The sequence below is a fragment of the Streptomyces durmitorensis genome (assembly GCF_023498005.1).
GTDB lineage: Bacteria > Actinomycetota > Actinomycetes > Streptomycetales > Streptomycetaceae > Streptomyces > Streptomyces durmitorensis.
In genome coordinates this window covers 47141-68507 of the sequence record NZ_CP097290.1, presented here as the reverse complement: position 1 = coordinate 68507, position 21367 = coordinate 47141, and the positions used below count along the sequence as shown (strand labels likewise).

The window sequence follows — 21367 nt, the reverse complement described above, 5'->3', positions numbered from 1 at the left end:
TTGTCTTCGTTCGCCATGTCAGAGTCCGAACTTCTCATCGATGAACTGGAACAACTCGTCGTCCGACGCGTCGTCGAGCGCCTGCGGCGCCTCGTGCGGTTCCTCCGGGGGCGCCTGCCGGGCACCGGCGTGGACGAGGATCTTCTGAAGAGAACGGGAGACGGCCCACAGGCGCTCCGCGTCCACCGCGGCCAGAGCCGTCGCGTCCAGGGCTGTGACGGCAGCCTCCAGCGCGTCGACGTCCATCGGCCGCTGCGTCCCGGCAGCGGCGCCGACGTCGAGTTCGGCCAGCACGTGGCCGGCCAGCGCGGTCGGCGTCGGATACTCGAAGACGAGCGTGGCCGGCAGCCGCAGACCGGTCTCCGCGTTCAGCCGGTTCCGCAGTTCGACAGCGGTCACCGAGTCGAACCCGAGCTCCTTGAAGGACCGGTCCTGCACCCGCTCCTCGGGGCGGTAGCCAAGGACGGCCGAGGTGTGCGTGCGCACCACCTCCAGGACGGCGTCCGTGCGCTGTCCGTGCGGCAGCCTCTCCAGACGCCCGCGCAGATCCGGCTTGCCCTGGTCCTGGCCCGCCACTGCGGCGGGCGCGGAGCCCACCCGGGCCAGCTCCACGGCATCGGGCAGATCGGCGAGCAGCGGGCTCGGCCGGGCGGCCGTGAACGCCGTGCGGAACCGGGGCCAGCGCACATCGGCCACGGTCTGGCAGGGCCGTCCGCTGTCGATGGCCTGCTGGAGGGCCAGCAGGGCGAGATCCGGGTCCATCTCGGGCACCCCGTGCCGCTCCAGGATGCCCCGGACGGCGCCGCCGGCCAGCCCGCCGCCGCCCCAGGCACCCCATGACACACAGGTGGCGGGCAGTCCCCGCAGGTGGCGCAGTTCGGCGAGTCCGTCGAGGTAGGCGTTGGCGGGGGCGTAGTTGCCCTGCCCGGGGATGCCGACGGTCGCCCCGTACGACGAGAACAGCACGAACGCCGACAGGTCGTGCGCCTGCGTCATCTCGTGCAGGTTCCAGGCGCCCTGCGCCTTGACGCGCAGGACCCGCTCCACCTGGCCGGGGTCGAGCGCGTCGATCGTCGCGTCGTCCAGGACGGCCGCCGTGTGCAGCACCGCGGTGAGCGGTCCGTGCGCCGCGGCACGGTCCAGGACCGCGCCCAGTTGTTCGCGGTCCGCCACGTCACAGGACTCCACGACCACGTCGGCGCCCAGTGCCCTCAGCTCTTCGACGAGCTGCTCGGCGCCCGGCGCGTCCGGGCCGCGACGACTGGTCAGCACCAGGCGCTGGGCCCCCTGTTCGGCCAGCCAGCGCGCCACACGGCCGCCGAGCGCGCCCGTGCCGCCGGTGATCAGGACGGTCCCGGAGGGGCTCCAGGTACGGCGGGGCGGCTTTCCCGCACGGACCAGGCGGCGCGCCAGTACCCCGTTGGCGCGCACGGCGACTTGGTCCTCGGCGCCGTCGCCACCGAGCAGTGCGGCCAGCTGCCGCCACATGCCGCTGTGCGGCGTCCCCGGCAGGTCGATCAGACCGCCCCACCGGTCGGAGTGCTCAAGGGCGGCCACTCGTCCCAGCCCCCAGATCATGCGCTGGGCGGGGTCGACGGTGTGGTCGCCGGATCCGGTTCCTGTCGCTTCGCGCGTCACGCACCACAGCGGGGCGGTGAGCTCCACGTCGCCGAGCGCCTGGACGGCCCGCAGCGTCGCTGTGTATCCGGCGGGCACCGACGAGTGCCGCGGGTCGCTTCCTGTGGCGAGAGCCAGCAGCGACAGGACACCGGCGAACTCCTGCCCGGCGCGGGCCGCGTGATCCTCGCGCGCCTTGCGCAGCGCCTTCGCGGTCAGTTCCCGCTCCTCGTCGCCGAGGACGACCGGAATCAGGGCGACACCGGCGTCCGTCAGGCCCCGCAGCACCTCGGCGGCCCGCGCCTCACCCGCCGGCAGCAGGGCGAGCCACGGCGCGGCAGGCGGCGGTCCCGCGGTGTCGGCGACCTGCTTCCACGTGATCTCGTACCGCCAGTCGCGCACCCCGGCCGTCGCGCGGGTGCGCCGCCGCCACGCGGACAGCGCGGGAATCAGGTCGCCCAGGCCCGCAGCCGGGTCGACGTCCAGGGACGAGGTGAGGGCACCCAGGTCGCCGCGTTCCACCGCGGACCAGAACTCCGTGTCCTCGGCGTCCCCTGCCGCTGCCGCTGCCGACGCGGGCGAGCTCTCGTCCGGGTCCAGCCAGTGGCGCCTGCGCTGGAACGCGTACGGCGGCAGGTCGACCGTGCGCGGACCGCGAGGACCGGCCGCGGTGAAGGACGCCTGCCACGTCACGTCGGCGCCGCCCACCCATGCCTCGGCCGCCGAGGAGAGGAACCGGGCCGTGCTGTCGGTGCGGCGGCGCAGGGTGCTGAGCGCGGTGACGCCCGCCTCGCCCGCCGACTCCTCGACCGCCAGGGTCAGCACCGGGTGCGGGCTGGCCTCCACGAACAGGCTGTGCCCGCGCTCGGCGAGGGCGGCGACGGCTGATGCGAACTCCACGGTGTTGCGCATGTTGCAGAACCAGTACTCGGCATCCAGCTCCGCCGTGTCCATGAGGCCGCCGGTCACCGTCGAGTAGAAGAGTGTCCCGGCGGAGCGCGGCCGGATGGGCGCGAGCGCCGCGAGCAACTCCTCGCGCAGGGTGTCGATCTGGGGCGAGTGGGAGGCGAAGTCGACGGCGAGACGCCGCGCACGTACGTCCTCGGCAGCGCACTGCTCCAGCAGTTCGTCCAGGGCGTCGGACGCACCGGCCACCGCGGTCAGTCCTGGGCCGTTGACCACGGCCACGGACAGGCGTCCGTCCCAGCGTGCGATGCGCCGCTCCACCTCGGTGCGCGGCAGGGCCACCGACACCATGCCGCCGCGGCCGGCCAGGGACCGCGCGATGGCCTGGCTCCGCAGCGCCACGACACGGGCGCCGTCCTCCAGGGAGAGACCGCCGGCCACGCAGGCCGCGGCGATCTCACCCTGGGAATGCCCCAGCACGACCTCGGGCCGCACTCCGTGGGCGCGCCACAGCTCGGCCAGCGAAACCATCACCGCCCACAGCACGGGCTGCACCACGTCCACCCGCAGCAGGGCTTCCTCGTCATCGAGCGCCTCGGTCGGCGACCAGTCGACGAACTCGTCCAGGGCCCGCGCGCACGCGGCGTAGGCGTCGGCGAACACCGGTGAGTGGTCGAGCAGTTCACGGGCCATGCCGACCCACTGCGCGCCCTGCCCGGGAAAGACCATGACGGCACCGCGGCCCGCGTCGGCCGCCTCGGCGCCGTCGCCGGTGACCAGGCCGGGCGCGGTGCGGTCCGCGGCCAGCGCGGCGAGTTCCCGCAGGAAGCCGTCCCGGTCCTTGGCGACCACGACCGCGCGGTGTGAGAACGCCGTGCGCGTGGTGGCCAGGGAGTGGCCGACATCGGCGAGGGAAAGACCGGGACGGTCGCGGACGTGGTCGTGCAGAGCCGCGGCCTGGGCGCGCAGCGCCGCCGGGGTCTTCGCGGACAGGACCCACGGCCAGGCCCGGCCGGTCTGCGGCGCGGTGCCGGTGGCCTCGGCCCAGTCCACGTCGACGCCGTCGCACCACAGGGCGTGCAGCAGCTCCTGCAGCGTCTCGGCGGCGGGCCGGTCCCGGTGGCACGCGGCCAGCACCCTCGTCTCGTCGCCCAGGTCGTCCGCGGCGTCGGACAGCGTCTGCCGCACGGGCCTGGACACCACCGGGTGCGGGGCGATCTCCACGACGCGCAGCGGGCGCCCGGGGGTCCGGGGCAGCCTGCGCACAGCTTCGTCGAGCAGCATCGGGCGGCACATGTTGCGGGCCCAGTACCGTGCGTCGAGCGCGGTCCCCTCCACGTAGTCGCCGGTCACCGTGGACAGGAAGGGGATCGAGGCCGCCGCCGGGCTCAACGTGCCCAGGCGCGCGACGAGTTCGTCGGCGAGCGGAGCCAGCTCCGTGCTGTGCGAGGGGTAGTCGATGTGCACGCGGTACGTCCGGATGCCGGCGTCGCCCAGTTCGCGCTCCACCTCGGCGAGCGCGGCCGTGGCTCCCGACAGGCAGACCTGGTCCGGCGCGAGGTGCCCCGCGACGGTGACGCGGCCCTGCGCGAGGGCGGCGGCCCGTTGCGCGGTCAGCTCGCACACCAGCATCGACCCGGTGCCGACGGCGCGTTCGGCCACGAGCCGCGACCACACGCCGATCACATGGGCGCCCTGTTCCAGGGTGAGCGCGCCGGCGACGACGGCGGCGGCGACCTCACCGACGCTCTGGCCGAACACCACGTCGGGGGCGACGCCCCAGCGCCGCAGGGTGCGGGCCAGCGACACCTGCAGGGCGAACAGCACGGGCTGAAGCACCTCGGTGCGTTCCAGCCGGCTGTCCGCGGCGACGAGTTCCTCCAGGACGGACCAGCCCGTCACGGCGGCCACGGCCCGGTCGGCCTCGGTGAGCTCCGCCCGGAAGACCGGCTCGGCCAGCAGATCGCGGCCCATGCCGGTCCACTGGGAGCCGTGCCCGGAGAAGCAGAACGCGACGTCCGGTGCCCCGCCCGGCGCTTCCCCCGCCTCGGGGGGCGCGGTCAGGGCCCGCCGGTGCGGGGCCTCCGTCAGGGCCAGGTGGACGTTCGTGCCGCCGAAGCCGAAACCGCTCACGCCCGCATGGCGGGGACCCTTTGGCCAGTCGCGTGCGGCCGTGACCACCTCCAGGCGCAGGGCGGTGAAGTCGATGAGCGGGTTGGGCTGTTCGAAGTGCAGGCTGGCCGGGAGACGGCCGTGGTGCAGGGCGAGAGCGGACTTGAGGACCCCAAGGACACCGGCGGCCGGTTCCAGGTGGCCGAAGTTGGTCTTGGCCGAGCCGAGCAGCAGCGGCGTCTCGCGGCCCGGCGCGAACACCTCGCCGAGTGCCGCCGCTTCGATCGGGTCGCCCAGCGGGGTACCCGTGCCGTGTGCCTCCACGTACCCCACCTGGTGCGGTGCGACGCCCGCTGCCTGCCAGGCCTGACGCACCACGTCGGCCTGGGCGCGCGGGTTGGGCGCGGTCAGGCCGTTGGAGGCTCCGTCGTTGTTGACGGCGCTGCCGCGCAGCACCGCGTAGATGCGGTCGCCGTCGCGCAGCGCGTCCGACAGGCGGCGCAGCACGACCACGCCGCAGCCCTCGCCGCGTACGTATCCGGCGGCGTCCGCGTCGAAGGCGCGGCACTGTCCCGCCGGGTTCATGCCGCCGAACTTCGTCATCGCGACGGTGGTGTGCGGGTGCAGCATCAGGCTGACCCCACCCGCCAGGGCGATGTCGGACTCGCCGCGGCGCAGACTGTGCGCCGCCATGTGCACCGCGGCGAGCGACGAACTGCACGCCGAGCCCACCGAGAACGCCGGCCCTTCCAGACCGAGCGCGTACGCGATGCGGGCCGGCACGATCGAGGTGTCCCAGCCGACCGCCGAGTGCGAGCCGATCGTCTCGGGCCCCGCGCCGGTCGCCAGGTGGTACTCCTGCCACATCGTGCCGAAGAACACCCCGGCACGGCTGCCGGCCAGCGTGCCGGGCACGATCCTGGCGTCCTCCAGTGCCGACCAGGCGACTTCCAGGGCGATGCGCTGCTGAGGATCCATCCGGGCCGCCTCGGCGGGCGAGATGCCGAAGAACGCGGCGTCGAAGCCGGCCACGTCGTCGAGGAAGCCGCCCCGGCGTGTGGACATCCGGCCCGGCGCCCGGGGGTCGTCGTCGAACCACTCGTCGGCGTTCCAGCGATCCCGGGGCACCTCGCCGACGGCGTCCCTGCCCGCGAGCAGGGCGTCCCACAGGGCCTGCGGTGTGTCGACGCCGCCCGGCAGGCGGCAGCCCAGGCCCACGAGCGCGATGGGCTCGTCGGCGCCACCTGCCGCAGTGCGCCGTTCGACCGTGGCGGAGCCGTCCGGCGCCCGCTCACCGGCGAGCGCCGCAGCCAGCTCCGCCACGGTCGGGTGCTGCCACAGCAACCAGCCGGGCACAGGCCGGCCGAGCCGCCTGGACAGCGCACCGGCCAGCTGGGTCACACCTGCCGAATCGACACCGAGGTCGCGCAGCGCGACGGACGCGGGAACCGCGTCCGCCGGTGTGCCGAGCAGGTCCGCGACCGCGTCGCGCAGGAACTCCGCGATGTCCACGGCCACTGCCTCCGTTGTATGAAAACCCATGTGACACCTCTTGGTCGCTTCGGCCAGGGTTCTGTGCTGGTCGCTGCCGGGAACCGTCGACAAAGGGGCCGTGGAACCACCTGCCCAAGGGCACCACGGCACACTTGACGCGGAGTCGACTCCACTCCGCGCGGCACTCGACTTCGACCTGGGTCTGAGGGCAGGTCAGTCGCGGATCAGACGCCGTGCCCCGGGACCGCGGCGAGCAGTTCGGCCACCATCGCCTCGGCGTTCTCCAGCGGAGCGGCGTGCGAGCCGGCGATGGTGCGCAGCGTGAACGCCCCGAGGGACAGCTCGCGCCAGGCCTCCATCGCACCCACGGCCGCCACCGGGTCGTCGGTGGCCGCGATCGCGAACACCGGGACCTTCAGCGTCTCCCGCCGCAGGTCCGTCAGCGCGCGCTGGTGACTGATGCCCAGCTCGGTGTCGGCCTGGAGCCGCTCGGCGTACTCGACGAGCAGTTCCTCGTTGTCGAGGATCTGCCGGGGCAGCAACCCGTCGAGTGCCTCGGCGATCTCGGCCGCCGACGCGCCGTCGCGGCCGGCGGTGACGCCGGCCCGGCGCACGAAGTCCGACACCTCGGCGTAGGGCGTCTGGGCGCACGCCACCACGAGGGACAGCTGCGGCTCGTCGGGCCGCAGCCCGAGCCGGTGGGCCACCTCCCAGGCCAGCCAGGCGCCCTGGCTGTGCCCGAACAGGACCAGCGGCACGTCGCAGCGGTCGGCGAGCGCCACGGCCACCTCGTCGGCCATCTTCATCATGTCCGTCAGCGGCGGCTCGTCGTCGCGTCCTTCACGGCCCGGCAACTGCACCCCGACGAGCTCGACGCCCTCGGGCAGCGCGCGGATCAGCGGAATGTAGCCGCCGGCCGTACCGCCCATGCCGGGCATGCACACGATGCGTGCGCGCGGCCGCGCCGCAGGCTTCAGCACCCGCAGCCACGGACTGTCCGCGACGGCCTGCGGCCCCTGCCCCCCGCCCAGCAGTTCGCCGAGCAGATGACGGCCCAGTGCCGCGCAGGTGGAGTGCCGTACGAAGACGTTCGTGGTGATGGCCAGGCCGGTGAGGCGGGCGAGCGCACCGCGCACCGTGACCGCCATGAGCGAGTCGAACCCGAGCTGCAGCAGCGGCTGTTCGACGTCGAGCGCGTGCACCTCCATGCTGAGGGCCTGCGCCACTTCGGCCCTGACCAGCTGGGTCAGGGTCCGCAGCCGCTCGCCGTGGCCCATACCGGCCAGATCGGTGCGAAGACCGTCACCGGCCTGCGGGTCGAGCGGCACGTCGGTCGCGGCGAGCGCCGTCCGCACCTCGTCGATGTCGCCGATCAGCGGCCGGGGCCGGGCCGCACTGTAGGCCGGTGCGAACCGGGCCCAGTCGATGTCGGCCACGCCCAGCACCGGCAGGCCGGCGTCCAGGGCGAGTCCCAGCGCGTGCAGCGCGCGGCCCGGCTCCATGGCCATCAGGCCACGCGCCTGTACGCGCTGCTCCTCCTCCGCGCTGAGGATGCCGTCACCCGCCCAGCGGCCCCAGTGCAGGACCGTCGCGGGCAGCCCGGCAAGACGCCGCTCCCTGGCGAGCGCGTCGAGCGCGATGTTGGCCGCCGCGTACACCGCCTGGTGACCGCTGCCCCACAGGGCGGCGCCGCTGCCGTACAGGACGAACGCGTCCAGCTGACGGTCCCCGAGCGCCTCGTGCAGCTGCCGGGCGCCGTGCGCCTTCGCCGCCAGTTCCGCACCGATCTCCGCGTCGGAGATCGAGTCGAGCGGTGTGGCGCGCGAGACACCGGCCAGATGCGCGACCGTGCGCAGCGGCGCCCCGGCCGTGTCCGCGGACGCGACCAGCTCGTCGACCTGGGCGCGGTCCGCGACGTCGCACGGGACGAGCACCACCTCGGTGCCCTTCGCCGCGAGGTCCGAGCGCAGTGCGGCGATCTCGTCGCTCTCCCGCGCCTGCCGCGACGCCAGGACGATCCGCGTGGCACCCCGGCCTGCCAGCCAGCGGGCCAGGTGCCGGCCGAGCCCGCCGGTGCCACCGGTGATCAGTGCCGTGCCGGAGGTCGACCAGGCCGTCTCCCCGGGCTGCGGGACGGTGCGCACCATGCGGCGCGCGAAGCGTCCGCCGGGGCGCAGCGCCACCTCGTCCTCGTGGTCGCCGCCGACCAGGGTGCGCACGAACTGCGCCGCCCATTCCTCGTGCGGCAGCGGCGGTACGTCGATGACGCCGCCCCAGCGCTGCGGCTGCTCCAGGGCCACGACCCGGCCGAGGCCGCGCACCAGGGAGCCCAGCGGGTTCGGCAGCGGCTCGACACCGTCGACGCTCACCGAGCCCGAGGTCAACGCCCACACCGGAGCGGGGCGTTCGGTGTCCCCGACGGCCTGCACCAGGGCGAGCACCCGCCGCAGGCCCTCGGTCACACCCTGCGCGTCCGGCGTGTCGTCCAGGCCCGCCAGCGTCACCACTGCCCGCAGTCCGCTCGGCAGCGCCCGCAGCGCGCGGGCCAGGCCCGCACGGTCCGCGGCGCCGTCGATCCGGTGCACGGTGGCACCGGCGAGCCGCAGTTCCCGCTCGATCTGCTCGCCGTACCCGGTGTCCGCGGCCTTTCGGGGGCACGTCACCAGGGCCCAGTCGCCGTCCACCGGACCCGCCCCGGCCGGCTCGGCGGGCCGCCACACCTCGTCGTACAGCCACGAGGCGATGGCGGTGCGGCCCTTCTGCTCGTCCTGCCACGCCGACAGCAGCGGCAGCAACTGCGCGATGCCCGCCTGCAGTTCCTCGGGGGCACCCAGCATCCGGGCGACCTTGTCGGCGCCGCCGTCGTCGACGGCCTGCCAGAAGGCGTCGGTCGCGGCGGGCACGGTCCGTTCCGGCGTCGTCTCCGACTCCGCCCAGTAGCGGCTGCGCTGGAACGCGTACGTGGGCAGGGGCACGGCCGGGGCGTCGCCCAGCGCTCGTGCCCAGTCGACCTTGCCGCCGTGCACGTGCAGCCGCCCGACGCCGCGCAGCACCTGCGCCAGGTCCCCCTGGTCGCGCTGCAGCGTCGGCACGGTGACGGTCTGGTCGTACCCGGCGTGCAGGGCGCCGTCGGTGAGCGGCATCAGGAGCACCGGGTGCGGGCTGACCTCCACGAACACGTCGAAGCCCGCCGACAGCAGGTGCTGCTGTGCCAGGTCCAGCCGTGCGGTCTCGCGCAGGTTGCGGCACCAGTACGCCGCGTCGAGCTCCTCGCCGCGCACCCGGTCACCGGTGACGGTCGAGTAGATCGGGATCTCTCCGGCGCGCGGGCGCAGTTCGGCCAGCTCCGCCGCGAGGACGGGCAGGACCGGGTCGACGTGGTGGCTGTGCGCGGCCATCCGGGCTTCCAGGGGGCCGCACGCGATGTCCTCGTCGTCGAGGCGGAACAGCAGGTCGTCCACGGCGTCCGCGTCACCGGAGACCGTCACCGACTGCGGCGTGTTCACCGCGGCGATCGACACCGTGCCGTCGTACTGCGCGACCCACGTCTGCGCCTGCTCCGGCGGCAGCTCCACCACGGCCATCCGGCCGGAGCCCGACTGCCGTTGCATGGCGGCGGACCGCGCCGCGATGACGCGCGCCCCCTCCTCCAGGGTCAGGACTCCCGCGACCACCGCGGCCGCGGCCTCACCCTGCGAGTGTCCGACCACGGCGGCCGGTTCCACGCCCAGCGAGCGCCACACGGCGGCCAGGGCCACGTACATCGTGAAGCGCAGCGGCTGGATGATGCCGAGGTCCGACCACTGTGTGCTGTCTCCCTCGCGCAGCAGTTGCGCCATGGAGCGGCCGGTGAAGGGGGCGAACGCGGCGTCGCACTCGGCCACGGTCCGCGCGAACACCTCGGACTGTTCGAGCAGTTCACGGCCCATTCCGGCCCATTCGGTGTCCTGGCCGGGGAAGACGAAGACGACGCGGCGGTCGGCGGCCGTTCCTTCGTCCAGGGCGGGGTGCGAGCGGCGCCCGGCCAGTGCGGCCAGCGCCTCGCCCGCCTCGGCGGCCGTGGCCGCCGTGACGGACGCCCGCGCGGTGAAGTGCTCGCGGCGGGTCGCCGCCGACACCGCGACCTGCCGCAGCGGCACCTCGGGGTGGGCGCCGAGCCACTCGGCCCAGCGGGCGGCCTGCGCGCGCAGCGCGGTCGTGTCCCGCGCCGACAGCACGACGGGCAGCGCGCCGCCGGTCCCGTCCGTCCCGGCTTCGTCCGCGACCGGCGCGGGGGCCTCCTCCAGGACGACATGGGCGTTGGTGCCGCCGATGCCGAACGAGGAGACGCCCGCCCGCCGCGGTCCGTCCGCGGCCCACTCCTTGGTCTCGGTGTTGACGTAGAACAGATCCGGGTCGAGGTCCATGTCCGGGTTGGGACGCTTGAAGTGCAGGGTCGGCACGAGCTCCCGGTGGTGCAGGGTCAGGACCGTCTTGATCAGTCCGGCGACTCCGGCGGTGGTGTCGGTGTGGCCGATGTTGGTCTTCACCGAGCCGAGCGCGCACGGCTCGTCGCGTTCGGTGCTCTGGAACACCTCCTGAAGCGCCTGGACCTCGATGGGGTCGCCGAGCGCGGTGCCGGTGCCGTGCGCCTCGATGAAGCCGACGGTGTCCGCGGTGATGCCCGCGGTGGACTGCGCGGTGGCGATGACCCGGGCCTGCCCGGCCACGCTCGGCGCGGTGAACCCGACCTTGTCGGAGCCGTCGTTGTTGATGGCGCTGCCGCGCACCACCGCGTAGACGGTGTCGCCCGCGGCGAGCGCGTCGGAGAGGCGGCGCAGCACGACCACGCCGACACCGTCGCCGAACACCGTGCCGGCGCCGTCCGCGTCGAAGGCGCGGCAGCTGCCGTCGGGCGAGACGACCATGCCCTCCTGGTACGGGTAGCCGTTCTTGAGGGGCACGGACACCGACGACGCGCCGACCAGGGCGATGTCCGACTCCCCGCGCAGCAGGCTCTCACGGGCCAGGTGCGTGGCGACCAGGCCGGTGGAGCAGGCGGTCTGCACGTTCAGCGCCGGTCCGCGCAGGTTGAGCTTGTGCGCGACGCGTGGCGCCAGGAAGTCTCCCTTCGTGCCGACCATGTTGCGGAAGAAGGACGACAGGTCGTTGATCTCGTGCTGCTGGTAGCCGCCGGACCCGGAGCCGCCGTACACGGCGATCGGGCCGTCGAACTCGTGCGGCACGATGCCCGCGTTCTCCAGGCCCTCCCAGGCGCATTCGAGGAAGAGCCGGTGCTGCGGGTCCATCGCCTCGGCCTCGGTACGGGAGTAGCCGAAGAAGGAGGCGTCGAACTGGTCGGTGTCCTCGACGTATCCCTTGGCCCTGACGTACGAGGGGTGCGTCAGGAGCGCTTCGGGGACACCGGCTTCGCGCAGTTCGGCCTCGGTGAACCGGCTGATGAGCTCGCGGCCCTCGCGCAGGGCCTGCCAGAAGGAGTCGATGTCGGGCGCTCCGGGCAGGCGGCAGGCCAGGCCGACGACGGCGATGGCGTCGTCGGCGGGATCACCGGACGCGGGCCGGGCGCTACGGGTGGCCGGGCCGGTGGGCGTGACCGTGCCGCTGAGGTGCGCGGCAAGGCGGCGCACGGTGGGGTGGCGGAAGACGGTCGCCAACGGGAACTCGCGGCCCAGCTCCGCGCAGATCGCCTGGTGGGCGCTGAGCGCGGACATGGACGTGCCGCCCAGTTCGAAGAACCCGGTGTCGCGGTCGACGCGCGCCAGCCCGAGCACGGCCTGCCAGGCGCGGGCGACGACGTCCTCCACCGCCTGCGCCGGGTCCGCCGCATCCAACGCGGGCGCCGCGTGGGCAGCGCCGTCACCGGTCGCACCGGCGAGCGAGTCGGGCGCGGGCGGGGCGAGGGCCTTGAGCGCGTTGCGGTCGGTCTTCTCGTTGGGGGTGTGGGGCAGCTCCGCCATGCGGACCAGCCGGGACGGGACCATGTACGCGGGCAGCCGGCCGGCCAGGTGGGTGCGCAGATCCGTGCCGTCGGCGCTGCCGTCGGCGGATGTCCAGTACAGGAACAGGGACGGATCGCCGGGGGTGTCCTCGCGGACGATGGCCGCGCACTCCAGGACGGCCGGGTGGTCACCCGCGACCGACTCGATCTCGCCGAGTTCGATGCGGTGGCCGCGGAGCTTGATCTGGGCGTCGGTGCGTCCGCAGAACTCCAGGGTGCCGTCGGGCCGGTAGCGGACGATGTCGCCGGTGCGGTACATCCGCGCGCCCGGCACGGGGCTGTGCGGGTCGGGGGAGAAGCGCTCGTCGGTCAGCTCGGGCCGCCCGTGGTATCCGCGGGCGACGCCGTGGCCACCGATCCACAGCTCACCGCGCGTGCCGCGCGACACCTGCTGCCCGTCGGCGTCCAGGACGTACAGGCTGTTTCCGTGCAGGGGCCGGCCCAGGGACACGTCTCCGGGCTCCAGGGGCCAGGCCGAGGACCAGACGGTCGTCTCGGTGGGCCCGTACATGTTGGTGATCCCACCGCCGCAGCGGCGCAGCAGCTTCTTGGCCAGCGCCCGGTCGAGGGCCTCGCCGCCGACCAGGAGGCGCTGCAGCCCGTCGAGCAGGGCCCGGCCGTCGCGGTCGGCCAGCAGCATGCGGGCCAGCGACGGCGTGCACTGCAGATGGGTGGGGGACAGCTCGCGGTAGCGGCCCCAGTCGGCGACGGTGCCGTCGGCCACGATCACCCGGTAGCCGCGCGTGAGCGTCCACAGCAACTCGACCGTGGAGATGTCGAACGAGGGACTCGTCACCGCCAGCCAGGTGTCACCGCTGCCGCCGCCCACCCGGTGGTCCATCGCCGTGCAGAAGTTGGCGAACTGGGCGTGCTCGAGCATCACGCCCTTCGGCTTGCCCGTGGACCCGGACGTGTAGATGACGTACGCCAGGTCCGTGAGGCCCGGCAGCACGGCGGGCTCGGAGCCGTCCGTGGCCGCCAGGGCGAACACGTCCAGGGGGAGCACGTCGATGTCGTCGCTCCCGGCGGCGAACACGCCTTCCGGCGTGGTCAGTACGGTGCGCATACCGCTGTCACGGACGACGTGCTCGATGCGGGAGGCGGGATAGGCGGGATCGAGCGGTACGTACGCGCCGCCGGCCAGCCAGGTGCCCAGGGCCAGCACCACGAACGCCGCGGAGCGCGGCGCGTGCACGCCCACCAGCACGTCCGGGCCCACGCCCCGGTCCTTCAGGAGGCGGGCGACCGCGCCCGCCGCCGCCGTCAGCTCCCGGTAGGTCAGCCGGTGTTCACCGTGGACGAGGGCCACGTCGCCGGGTGTGGCGGCGGCCTGCTCCCACACCCGCTGCAGAGCGGTCCGCGGGTCCTCCAGCTCCGGCGCGACGCTCCCGGACTGTTCGGTCAGCCAGGCGCGCTCGGACTCGCCGAGCACCCGCAGCCTGCTGAGGGGCGTCGCGGGGTCGCCCACGACCGAGGCGAGCAGTTCGGTGAAGTTCTCCGCCATCCGCTCGGCGGCCGCCCGGTCAAGGACGTGTGACTGGAACTCCAGCTCGCCCCGCAGCCCCGCCTCGTCGGAGACCAGCGTCAGACCCAGCTCGAACTTCGCCGCGCCCCGGACGTTGCCGAGCGCACTGCCCGTGCCGAGCGGCGTCCAGGCGTCGTCGTCCGCGCCGAGGGCGGGCGCGGCCGCGCCCAGGTAGTTGAACGCGGCACGGAAGAAGGGGTTCTCCTCGCCGGTGCGCTCGCTCGCCGCCGTCCGCACGATCTCCGTCAGCGGCACGCTCTGGTTCTCCAGGACACCCAGCACCCGGGGGCGCATGGCGGCCAGGAGCCCGGTGAACGACGGGTCGCCCGTCAGGTCGCAGCGCAGCGGAAGGGTGTTCGCGAGGAAACCGGCGATGTTCGCGGCGCCGGGCACCTGCCGGTTGCCCCACAGGGTGCCGACCGCGAAGTCGTCCTGGTCGCAGTAGCGCCTGAGCAGGACCGCGTACGCGGTGACGAGCACCGTGTACGGGGTGACGGACGCGTCGGCCGCCAGGCTCTCCAGGCCGTCGCGCAGAGCCGCGGGCACGGTGAAGTACACGGCGTCGCCGTCGGGACCGCCGTCCGGGGCCTCGGGTGCACCGGACGGGAACTCCAGGCGCGGTACGCCCGCCAGTTCCTCGCCGAAGAAGTCCAGGGCGGGGCCGAAGCGGCCCTCGCGCACCCAGCGGTCCTCCCACAGGGCGTAGTCGCCCAACTGGTGGTCCACCGGGGGCCGTTGGGGCTCACGCCCGTCCCGCAGGGCGTGGTAGGCCTCGTACAGGTCGTGCAGGAAGATGCCTCCGGACGACCAGCCGTCCGTGATCGAGTGGTGAAGGACGAAGCACAGCAGCTGCCCGCCGCCGGGGAGGTCGAGGACCAGGCCGCGCACCAGGGCGCCGCCGTCCACCGTGAACGGTGCCAGCTCCTCGCGGCGCACCCGCGCTTCGACCGTGGCCTCGTCGGCGTACGACAGGTCCTCGTGCACCAGCGGGACCGGCACGGACGGGTGCACGACCTGCACGACGTCACCGTCCCGCACGTGCAGCGTGGTGCGCAGCGACTCGTGCCGGTCCGCCACCCACTCCAGGGCGCGCGCCAGGACCTCCAGGTCCACGGGGCGCGCGGTGCGCTGCCTGCACACCGCGTTGTACTGCGCGGATCCCGGGTGCAGATGTTCCATGAACCACAGGCGGCGCTGCCCATGGGTCGCCGGGTACGTGCTGACGCCCTCCGCCCGTACCAGGGCGGCCGGTTCCGGCCCCCGCGCGTCCGCGGCGGGTGCGCCGGATGCCTCGCCCAGACCGGCGAACACCTCCGTGAGCAGGAAGCCCGCGATGGCCCGGGGCGTGGGGTGGCTGAACGCCAGGTCGGACGGGAGCGCGGCGCCCGACACGTCGGACAGGCGCTTGCGCAGCTCCACCGCCATGAGCGAGTCGATGCCCAGTTCCCTGAGTTCCTGGTCCGCGCCGACCCCGCTCGCGCCGGAGACCCCCATCACGACGGCGACCTCACCCTGCACGATCCCGGTGAGCAGCGCCGCACGGTCCGCCTCGGCGGCGGCGGCGAGCCGGTCGCGCAGGGACACGCCGGCGCCGGACGCCTGCGCGGCCTGCCGCAGTTCGGGCCGCGGCCTGACCAGTGCCCGCAGCAGCGCGGGCACCGCGGCTCCCGCGCCGCGCTGGAGTGCCGCCGTGTCGAACTTGACCGGGACGAGGTGGGTGTCGGGGCGCTCCAGTGCCGTGTCGAGCAGCTCCAGGCCCTCGGGCACGGTCAGTGCGTGCGCCCCCTGGCGGCGCATCCGGGCCAGCTCTGCCTCGCCCAGGTGGGCGGTCATGCCGGTTCCGCTCTGCGCCCACATGCCCCACGACAGGCTCGTCGCGGGCAGTCCCCGGTGGCTGCGGTGCGCCGCGAGGGCGTCCAGTACGGCGTTGGCCGCACCGTAGTTGCTCTGGCCGGGGGAGCCCAGGGTGCCCGCGGCCGAGGAGAACAGCACGAACGCGGCGAGATCCAGGCCCGCGGTGAGCTCGTGCAGGTGCATCGCCCCGTCGGCCTTCGGGCCGAACACGGTCGTCAGCCGCTCGGCGCTCTGGCCGGCCACCAGTCCGTCGTCGATCACCCCGGCCAGGTGCAGCACGGCCGTCCACGGCCGGTCGCCGGGTACGTCGTCGAGCAGGGCCTTGACCTGGTCGCGTGCCGCCATGTCGCAGGCGACGATGCGCACGGTGGTGGCGCCTGCCGCCTGGAGGTGGGTGATCAGGGTGTCGGCGCCGGGCGCGTCGGGGCCGCGGCGGGAGGTGAGGACGAGGTGGCGTATGCCGTGGTGGTGGATGAGGTGTTCGGCCACGGCCCGGCCAAGGGCCCCGGTACCGCCGGTGATCAGGGCGGTGCCCTCGGGGTCGAGAGCCCGGGGCAGGGTGAGGACCAGCTTGCCGGTGTGCCGGCCCTGCGCCATGAACCGGAAGGCTTCCGGTGCGTGGCGCAGGTCGTAGGCAGCGAACGGCAGGGGCGTCAGGACGCCTTGTTCCAGGAGTGCGGTGATCTCCAGGAGCATTTCCTGGACGCGGTCGGCGCCGCTGTCCATGAGGTCGAAGGCCTGGTAGCGCACACCGGGATGATCGGAGGCGACCTGACCCGCCTCACGGATGTCGGTCTTGCCCATCTCCAGGAAACGCCCGCCGTCGGACAGCATCCCCAGCGTGCTGTCGACGAACTCACGCGCCAGAGAGTTCAGGACCACATCGAAGGACACCTCCCGCCAGCCCTCCGCGAAACCGGTGTCCCGGGAGGAGGCGATGTGGTCATCGGCCAGACCCATGGCACGCAGAGCAGACCACTTGCCGGAACTGGCCGTGCCGTACACCTCGGCGCCAAGATGCCGGGCCAGCTGAACCGCGGCCATGCCCACACCACCGGCGGCCGCATGCACGAGCACCTTCTCGCCCGCCCGCAGCCCACCCAGATCAACCAGACCGTGATACGCCGTCAGGAACGTCAACGGCACCGTCGCGGCCTGGGCATACGACAGACCCTCCGGGATGGGAGTCATGACCCGCGCATCAGCCCGGACCTCCGTACCGAACGACCCCACCGCCAAGCCCATCACCCGGTCACCGACCCGCAGATGCTCCACCTGCGCACCGGTCTCCACGACATCGCCCGCGAACTCCAGTCCCAGTTCCGGGGCGTGGACCATGTCCAGTGCGTTGAGGACGTCACGGAAGTTCAGGCCGGCCGCACGTACCTGCACCCGGACCTCGCCGGGGGCGAGCGGCTCGCCGGTGTCCAGCGGCACCGCCTCGAACGTGTCGAGCCTGCCCTTCTCCCGCACGGTCAGATGCCAGGGCACGTCCCCGGCGGGCGGCTTCACCGCCGGACCGGTCTGGGCACGCACCAGGCGCGGAGCGCACACCCCGTCGCCGCGCAGCGCCAGTTCCGGCTCGTCGGCGACGGCCAGCGCGGCCCGCAGAACCGCGGGGTCCCACGGCTCCGCGCCCACGTCGACCAGGCGCAGCACCCGGTCCGGGTGCTCCACCCGGGCGGTGCGCACCAGCCCCCACACCGAGGCGTCCGCGAGAGCGCTCGCGCCGTCGCCGGGCTGGGCCGCGATCGCGTCCCGCGTCACCCACACCACTTCGGTGCCGGCGAACCGCTCCTCTGCGAGGACCCGCTGCACCAGCGCCAGCGCCTGTCCTGCCGCGGCGCGCGCCGACGCGGCGGGCGACGCCGCCGCCTGCGCAGCGCGACCGGCACCGGTCAGGTCCACCACGAGGCGACGCGGTGCGCCGTCCTCGGCGAGCTCGTCGACGGCCGCGACACCGAGGGCGTCGGCGACAGCACCGGCGCCGAGCACCACCAGTGCCTCCTCGTCGGGCCGGCCGGACGGGTCGACCGCCACCTGCCGGAAGTCCAGTCGGTACAGGTGCTCGGCGTCAGGGCTCTGAGCGGCCCGCAGCTGCTCCGCCGTCGCCCGCTGCATCCGCAGGCCACCCGCGCGCAGGACCGGGGCCCCCTCGGTGTCCGTCACCAGAACCGAAGCCACCGGGGTTCCGCCCTGCGGCTCCAACAGCTCGATACGCACCCGCAGTTCCGTACTGCCGGTCGCGTACACCTCCACGTCCGACCACGCGAACGGCAGGATCACCGTGTCGGCGTCCTCCGGCCGGTCCTCGGCCGACGTGATGCCGGCGAGCACGTGCAGCGCGCCGTCCAGCAGGGCCGGGTGCACGCCGTACCCGTCACTCGGTCCTGCCTGCTCCGGCAGCACGACCCGCCCGTACGCCACGCGGCCCCGGGTCCGCAGCTCCTGCAGGGCGCGGAACGCGGGCCCGTAGGTGAAGCCCTGCTCCTCCAGACCCTCGTAGAAGCCGCTCAGGTCGACGCCTTCGGTGTCCGGGACCGGCCAGCCGAGCAGCTCGGGTGCCTCGTCACCGGCCGCCGGGGCGTCCGCCAGTTCACCGGTCGCGTTCAGGTTCCACGCGCCCGGGTCCGGTGTGTCCTCGAACTGGCTGTAGACGGCGAGGGAACGGTGTCCGTGCTCGTCGGGCCCTTCGACCCGCACCTGAAGCCGCACCGCCGAGCCGGCGCTCAGGACCAGCGGCTTCGCCAGGGTCAGCTCCCGCACCCGTGCGGCGCCCACGGACCGCGCCGCCGCCAGTGCCACGTCCACCAGACCGCTGCCGGGCACCATGGCCGCGCCGAACACGGCGTGGTCGGCGAGCCAGGAGTGCGTACGCGCCGACAGCCGGCCGCTGAGCAGATGGCCGTCGCCGTCCGGCAGCGTCGCCACCGCGGTCAGCCAGGGGTGGCCGGCCGGCGTGAGCCCGGCCGCCGCGATGTCCGTCTCCGTGGTGGTTCCGGAGGACGCGGGCAGCCAGTAGCGCTGGTGTTGGAAGGCGTAGGTGGGCAGGGGGGTGGGGGTGGGGTGGCTGGGGGTGAAGAGGGTGTTCCAGTCGATGGTCCTGCCGTGGGTGTGCAGGTGGGCGATGGCCTGGGTCAGGGCCAGGGGTTCGGGGCGGTCCTTGCGGATGGCGGACAGGACCTGAGCCTGGGTGTCGGTGTCCTCGGGGAGGCTGGTGGTGGTCATGGCGGCGGCGGTGCCGTCGGTGCCCAGCTCCAGGTAGGTGGTGGCGCCCAGGGTGTGCAGGGTGGTGATGCCATGGGCGAAACGCACGGCATCGCGGATGTGCCGGGCCCAGTAGCCCGGAGTGCGGATGTCGTCGGTGGCCAGCTCACCGGTCAGGTTGGAGACGATGTCGATGGCGGGCGGATGGAAGGTGATGGTGTCCAGGGCGGTGGTGAACTCCTCCAGGACGCCGTCCATGTGGGGGGAGTGGAAGGCATGGGAGACGTTGAGCCACTTGGTTTTGCGGCCCTGGTCCTCGAAGAGGCGGGTGATCTCCTCGACCGCCTCGTCGTCCCCGGCGATGACCGTGGAACGCGGCCCGTTCAGGGCGGCGATCGACACCTGGCCGGTGCGGCCCTGGAGGTGGGGCAGGACTTCTTCCTCGGTGGCCTGCAGGGCGACCATGGGGCCGCCCTGGGGGGCGCTCTGCATGAGGCGGGCGCGGGTGGCGACCAGAGTGCAGGCGTCGGGCAGGGTCAGGATGCCTGCGATGTGGGCGGCGGTGACCTCGCCGATGGAGTGGCCGATGAGGTGGTCGGCAGTGATGCCGAGGGAGGCGGTGAGGCGGTAGAGGGCGACCTGGTAGGCGAACAGGGCGGGCTGGGTGTACTGGGTCTGGTGAACGTCCTCGCTGGTGAACACCAGCTCCCGCAGGGAGCGCCCGAGCAGCGGGTCGAAGTGGCGGCACACCTCGTCGAACGCCTCGGCGAAGACGGGATAGTGCTGGTAGAGATCGTGGCCCATGCCGGTGCGCTGAGTGCCCTGACCGGGGAAGACGACAGCCAGGCCGCCCCTGGCGGGCTGCCCGGTCACCACCTGAGGCGAAACCTCACCGGCAGCCAGCGCGTCCAGAGCAGTCAGCAGCTCCCCGGACGTGGCACCCATGACCACGGCACGGTGCTCGAAGTGAGTACGCGTGGTGGCCAGCGACAGACCCACATCGTGTACGTCGCTGTCGGGGCGGGCCCGGACATGCGCCGCCAGCCGCGCTGCCTGATCACGCACAGCAGCCGCCGTCTTCCCCGACACCGCCCAGGGCACGACAGGCAGGGCCACTCGCTCGGCGGCCGGAGCCTGGTCCGCGTCCGGCGCCTGGTCCGCGTCACCGTCGGAGACGGTGTCCTCCGGCTCCGGAGCCTGCTCCAGGACGATGTGCGCGTTCGTGCCGCTCACCCCGAACGAGGAGACACCGGCCCTGCGCGGTCCTTCACCGTCCCACGGACGCGACTGCGTGAGCAGCCGGACCTCGCCGGCGGACCAGTCGACGTGTGAGGTCGGCCGGTCGACGTGCAGGGTCTTCGGCAGGACCCCGTGCCGCATGGCCTGCACCATCTTGATGATGCCCGCCACACCGGCCGCGGCCTGCGTGTGACCGATGTTGGACTTGATGGACCCCAGGTACAGCGGCCGGTCCTCCGGCCGGTCCTGACCGTAAGTCGCCAGCAGCGCCTGCGCCTCGATCGGGTCACCCAGAGTCGTGCCCGTCCCGTGCGCCTCCACCAGGTCCACATCACGCGGCGTCAGCCGCGCATTGGCAAGAGCCTGCTGGATCACCCGCTGCTGCGAAGGACCGTTCGGAGCCGTCAGACCGTTGGACGCACCGTCCTGGTTGATCGCCGAACCCCGCACCACCGCGAGCACGTTGTGCCCCAGCCGACGCGCGTCCGACAGCCGCTCGACGAGCAGCATGCCCACGCCTTCCGACCAGCCGGTGCCGTCGGCCGCGTCCGCGAACGGCTTGCACCGGCCGTCGGCAGCGAGGCCCCGCTGCCGGGAGAACTCCACGAACGTGCCCGGCGTCGCCATGACCGTCACACCGCCCGCGAGCGCGTACCGGCACTGGCCGGTGCGCAGCGCCTGGATCGCCCAGTGCAGGGCGACCAGGGACGACGAGCACGCCGTGTCCACCGTCACCGCCGGGCCCTCAAGGCCCATGGTGTACGCGACCCGGCCCGAGGTGACACTGCCCGCGTTGCCGTTGCCGATGAACCCCTCGAGGTCCTCGGGCACGTCCCGCAGCCGGGCCACGTGGTCGTGGTACATGAGCCCCGCGAACACGCCGGTCTGCGAACCGCGCAGGGAGACGGGGTCGATTCCCGCCGCCTCCACGGCCTCCCACGCCGCCTCGAGGAGCAGCCGCTGCTGCGGGTCCATCGCCAGCGCCTCACGCGGGCTGATCCCGAAGAACGCCGGGTCGAACTCCGCGGCGTCGTACAGGAAACCGCCCACGTTCGTGTAGGAGGTGCCGGGGCGGTCCGGGTCCGGGTCGTACAGGGCCTCCAGGTCCCAGCCGCGGTCCTCGGGGAACGTCGACATCTCGTCCCGGCCCTCGGCGACCAGGTCCCACAGGTCCTCCGGTCCGCGGACGCTGCCCGGGTAGCGGCAGGCCATGCCGACGATGGCGATCGGCTCGTGTGCGGCGTCCTGGACCTGCTGCAGCTTTTCGCGGGCCTGATTCAGCTCTCCCGCGGCACGCGCCAGGTATTGACGGAACTTGTCCTCGTTTGACATGGGGCCCTCGCTGAGTTCTGCGTTGTGCTGACGCGTTGACGAAGTGAGTGGGCCGGCGCTGTGCCGGGCAGTACGGGACGGCC

Annotated in this window: 1 protein-coding gene and 1 pseudogene; both read right to left on the bottom strand. The window is 73.6% G+C overall.

From position 1 onward, the window contains the following. Window positions 1–18 precede the first annotated feature (18 nt). Window positions 19–6153: a type I polyketide synthase gene (locus M4V62_RS43270; protein WP_249593265.1), complete on the bottom strand. Its 6135-nt coding sequence runs from the start codon at window positions 6151–6153 to the stop codon at window positions 19–21. A 251-nt stretch (window positions 6154–6404) separates the two neighbouring features. Then, window positions 6405–21185, bottom strand: a pseudogene (locus tag M4V62_RS43265) (amino acid adenylation domain-containing protein); the annotation flags it as partial. Window positions 21186–21367 lie beyond the last annotated feature (182 nt).